This is a genomic window from Corallococcus sicarius, assembly GCF_003611735.1.
In the GTDB taxonomy this organism is placed as follows: domain Bacteria; phylum Myxococcota; class Myxococcia; order Myxococcales; family Myxococcaceae; genus Corallococcus; species Corallococcus sicarius.
The window spans coordinates 1-4,196 of record NZ_RAWG01000510.1; the positions used below are offsets into that span (position 1 = coordinate 1).

The 4,196-nt window shown below is 71.1% G+C and carries 5 protein-coding genes and 2 tRNA genes; 3 read left to right on the plus strand and 4 right to left on the minus strand.

Going from position 1 to position 4,196, the window contains the following annotated elements; genetic code table 11:
* From D7X12_RS39780 to D7X12_RS39790, 3 genes are all read right to left on the minus strand, one after another.
* A partial coding sequence (locus D7X12_RS39780; protein WP_147443952.1) for a DUF2780 domain-containing protein occupies nucleotides 1–218 on the minus strand: 218 nt, incomplete at its 3' end.
* A gap of 128 nt (nucleotides 219–346) precedes the next feature.
* Complete coding sequence (locus D7X12_RS39785) at nucleotides 347–835, minus strand: NUDIX hydrolase (protein WP_120630355.1); 489 nt, start codon at nucleotides 833–835, stop codon at nucleotides 347–349.
* Nucleotides 836–911: 76 nt separating this feature from the next.
* Complete coding sequence (locus tag D7X12_RS39790) at nucleotides 912–2,411, minus strand: glycosyltransferase family 39 protein (RefSeq protein ID WP_147443953.1); 1,500 nt, start codon at nucleotides 2,409–2,411, stop codon at nucleotides 912–914.
* Between the two features lie 480 nt (nucleotides 2,412–2,891).
* On the opposite strand from D7X12_RS39790, the gene D7X12_RS45240 reads away from it, so the two are divergent.
* The 3 genes from D7X12_RS45240 to D7X12_RS39800 all read left to right on the plus strand — a co-directional run bounded on the left by D7X12_RS45240 (nucleotide 2,892) and on the right by D7X12_RS39800 (nucleotide 3,316).
* Nucleotides 2,892–3,023: a hypothetical protein gene (locus tag D7X12_RS45240; protein WP_279637291.1), complete on the plus strand. Its 132-nt coding sequence runs from the start codon at nucleotides 2,892–2,894 to the stop codon at nucleotides 3,021–3,023.
* A gap of 134 nt (nucleotides 3,024–3,157) precedes the next feature.
* A tRNA-Val gene (locus tag D7X12_RS39795) sits at nucleotides 3,158–3,229 on the plus strand.
* Between the two features lie 10 nt (nucleotides 3,230–3,239).
* Nucleotides 3,240–3,316 (plus strand) — tRNA-Asp (locus D7X12_RS39800).
* A 103-nt stretch (nucleotides 3,317–3,419) separates the two neighbouring features.
* Here the strand turns inward: D7X12_RS39800 and D7X12_RS39805 are convergent.
* Nucleotides 3,420–4,124, minus strand: a complete 705-nt coding sequence (locus D7X12_RS39805) for a hypothetical protein (protein ID WP_147443954.1) — start codon at nucleotides 4,122–4,124, stop codon at nucleotides 3,420–3,422.
* Nucleotides 4,125–4,196 lie beyond the last annotated feature (72 nt).

A 4,196-nucleotide genomic window follows, 5' to 3' on the forward strand; every position in this document is an offset into this window, starting at 1 on the left:
CCCATGAGGCCCCCGCCGTCGGCCGCCGGGGCCTGCGCCGCCGCCGTCTGCTGCCAGCCCTGCATCTCCGGGATGGCCTGGTCCATCTGCCGCGCGGCGTCCGGGCCCACCTTCTCCTGCACCGTGCCCTGCACCATCTTCAGGAGGGAGCCCGCGAGCCCCTGTGCCTGCGTGCCATCCACTCCAAGCTGCTGCGAAAGCTGTCCGATGAGGTCCATGCCGCTCCTTGCGTGTCCGCGTGAGAGCCGGAGGTTGTAGCGGGCCCGGCCGGAAAGCTCGCGGGAATCCCGGCGGAAGGCGCCGGGAGCGTTGGTCGCAGGACGCCCTGACGCCCTCCGTCCAGCCGCTAGAGCCGGGTGAACGACCAGCTCACCGCCTGGCCGTTGGCGTAGGGCATGACGCCGTGGAAGGGGCGCGGGTCCGCGTCGAACACGAGCGGCAGGAAGTGCCGGTCCCCGTCCCACAGCGACAGCGACAGGATGGACGACACCGGGACCCACGACAGCGAGCCCTCGGGGTTGCCCTCCAGGGGCGTGCCCTCGAAGGCGTCGATGCGGAAGATGAAGCCCAGCCAGTCCTCGCCGTTCTTGCCGAAGCCGGGCCAGGACAGGGTGCCGCGCAGCACCATGCGCGTGCACTCGATGCCGGCCTCCTCGCGGATCTCCCGGCGCATGCCCGCGGCCACGTCCTCGTCGCGCTCCAGCTTGCCGCCCAGCCCGTTGTACTTGCCGTAGTGGGCGTCGTCCGGGCGCGTGTTGCGGTGGATGAGCAGCACCTGCTGGCCATCCGGCGACAGCACGTAGCCCAGCGTGGCGACGATGGGGGTGTAGGGCATGGGGGCGCCTCCTGCGCGTGACGGAAGGGACGCGCGACATACCGCGCGCCGGCCTCCCGGCCATCAGGAAAGCAGCCTAGGGATCCGCGCGGGTCAGGATGGTGCGGGGGACCTGGTTCCGCCGCCACACCTCGACGGCGGGGGATGCCGGCGACACGTCGCGCGTGTAGGTCGCCTCGAACCAGCGGCGCCTGTCGGCGGAGAGCTGCCACTGGCCCCGGGGCCCCAGCAGCGCGAAGTCACACCGCTCCAGGAGCGCGAGCATCCTTCGCTGGGAGTCCGGGGTGGCGAAGGCCGCCGCCGCGTTCTCGAAGCGGGCCCCCGAAGCGAGCGCGTCCTGCAGCATCAGCGCGTACGGATCCACGACCAGGGGACGTCCGGGCAGCACCGGAGGCAGCCGCCCCGCGAGCAGTCCCCAGCCCGGCTCGAAGCCGCACAGGGCCGCGTCCGGGGGGACGTGTTCGCGCACGTAGCGGGCCTGCAGGACCTGCTCTGGAGGCCGGATCTCCGCGCCGCGAAGCGCCTCGAGCCCTGAGTGGAGCGGCGCGAGCACCACCAGCCCGGACGCCACCGCGCCCACCTGTGGGCCCCGTGTGGCGGCGAAGCCCACGAGCGCCGCCGCGCCCAGTCCGGCCAGCAGGGCCTCCGGCCCGGCGAGCAGCGCGTTGTAGTTGGACCAGTAGCTGTGCGCGGCGAGGTACGCGGCCACGGTGAGCAGGTACGCGGTGGCCACGAAGCGCTCGGGCGCGGCCTCCGCCCGGGTGCTCCGGCGCAGGGCCCGCGTCAGCGCGACGCCCAGGCCCAGCAGGGCGAGCAGCACGGCGTAGCGGCGCCGCTCGTGGGTCATCTCCAGGAGCCGCTCCCAGCGCGACACGATGCCGTCCTCGGGCCGGGCGGACTGGAACCACAGCACGTCCCGGACGAAGGCCCCGGGGGCGCTCAACGCCAGGGGACCCACCAGCGCCAGGGCGGACAGGGACGCGGACAGCACGAAGCGTCGCGCCAGGCTCCAGCGGGGGCCGGGCGCCAAGGACATGAGCGCCGCCGCGCCCCAGATGCCGCCCAGCACCTTCACCGAAACCATGACCCCGGCCAGCACCCCGGCGAGACCCGCGCGGCGGGGCAGGGGCACACGCTCCGCGGGCAGGAGCCACACGTTCGCGAGCCCCAGGCCGCAGAGGTTGAGCAGCGGATCCAGGAACGGACCGCGCTCCATGGTGACGACCTCCGGGTGCGCCGCGTAGGCCAGCGCGGCCACCACGCCCGCCACCGGACCCCAGGCCCGCATCGCCAGCCGGCCCACGAGCACGGTGCTCGCGGCGCCCATCAGCGTGGCGAGCCAGCGCGCCAGCACGAAGCCCACCGACGGATCCCCGAACGCGCCCACCGCCGCGGCGGGAGCCCCCAGGAACAGCGCGCCCGGTGGGTGCACGAAGAGGTAGTCGCGGTAGGGCAGCAGGCCCTTCCACAGGAGCGCGGACGCCGCGTAGTAGACGCCCTCGTCGTAGTTGACGACGTACCCGGACGCGCCCGCGCGGTGGAAGAAGGGCAGGGCCCGGAGCACCCACGCACCCACGGCCAATGCCGCCAGGCCCCAGGGCCACCAGCGCCGGGGCCGGGGCTGTCCACCCTCCGTCGACCGCGCGAATCCTTCCAAGACGGGCGGATGCTACGCGCGGGTGTCACCCCGCGCGAACCATTCCGGCGCATTCATCCGTCCGGGGAAGCCGCCACACGGAGCGTCGCGGCGCGAAACACAATCGGTAACACGGGAGACATCTTCGCGGCACATGCGGGGTGCACCTTCACGTCCTGTCAGCCCGGAAGCCCCGGGCCTGCGCGACACGGGACTGCGTGGGGGCGACCCCTCCCAGTCGGTCCTCCACGGTGTCTCCGTGCCGCCAGGCCCCGGCTTCCGGGGGCGGTCGCCACCGGGGCGGGTGGCCAGCCGAGCCCGGGCCGGCCTCCCTGCCCATGAGGGGCATGCAATCAGGCCGTTGGAACGTCGTTTCCTGAAAGTCACGAACTCCCCGTCAGGATGTCAGAGGGGGGCCGTATGTTCGGGCACATGGAGGCGATGATGCAGACGCTGTTGGTGTTCGTACCTGTGGCCCTGTTGGTGGGGGCCGTGCTGATGATTCCCCGCTCCCGCCGCCGCGTGCGTCGGTGGAAGGTGCGGGCCGGGTAGGGCGGATCCGAAGCCTCGGATCCGGCCTCCGAAAAGGGGGGAAACGGAATGATCTGGGGCTCGAAAACGTATGCTTGACAGGGGCGGTAGGGGCCGGTACAAGCCGCCTCACTGAAGCAACGGCGGGCCGCCAAGGGCGGATAGCTCAGCGGTAGAGCGGCGCCCTTACAAGGCGATGGTCACAGGTTCAATCCCTGTTCCGCCCAAAGATTTTGTGGGGAGTTAGTTCAGTTGGTTAGAACGCCGGCCTGTCACGCCGGAGGCCACGGGTTCAAGTCCCGTACTCCTCGCCACTTGAAGGGCCCGGAACCGAAAGGTTCCGGGCCTTTCGTTTTTTCGGGCACCGCACAGGCAGGCCGCGCTCCGCAGTGGAAGCCAGGTGCGGGCGGCGGAACCCTACTTCGTGTTTCGTGAGGTCAGCCGGGCGGGAAAGCGCTCCTCGACGCCGGGCAGGAACAGGGGCCGGCCTTCACGGGCGGCCTGGATGGCCCGCTTGAAGTCGAGGTCGCCGTAGCGGTCGAGCACGGCCGGGTCGAAGAAGTCTTTTCCGTCACCTTCCCCTTCGTTCGCGATGTCCGGCTCCAGCGTCTCCCAGCCTGCGCGCGACGCGTAGAGCAGCGAACGCACCCCTCCGTCCGCGTAGAGGAAGGTGTGCACGTCGAGGAAGCTCGCCCTCGCCCTGAGTTCGCCCTTGGCGCTGAGGACGGCGTTGTGGTCCCCGTACCGGCCGAAGAGCCAGTCGTCCACGAAGACCGAGCCTTCGACGAAGACCCGCGCCCCGTTGCCGAACGACAGCGTCCGCGCCTGGAGGTCTCCCCGGACGATGACGAGCCCGGGGAGATACTCGTAGGTCCACAGGTCGAGGTGGCCAGACGTCTTGAGGGGACCGTCGACCAGGACGACATACGGGCCTTTGCCCGTGTCGGTGTCTCCGGAACCGTCGATGCCCCCGTCGATGATGCGAAGCCTGGCGGGAGGAGGGCCGTTGGGGCGGGGCTCGAAGTCCCGGAGCTCCGCCTCCCGCGGGTGAAGGTGGAGGCGCGAGTGGAGCTCCTCGAAAGTCGTCTCCCGGCCAAGGTCATCGAGTCGGGTGGTGGGCATGAAGTGCATCATGCCTCGGGTCTTGCCGAGGCCCATGGTCGATGGGCGTGAAACTGTCTCTTATATACATCT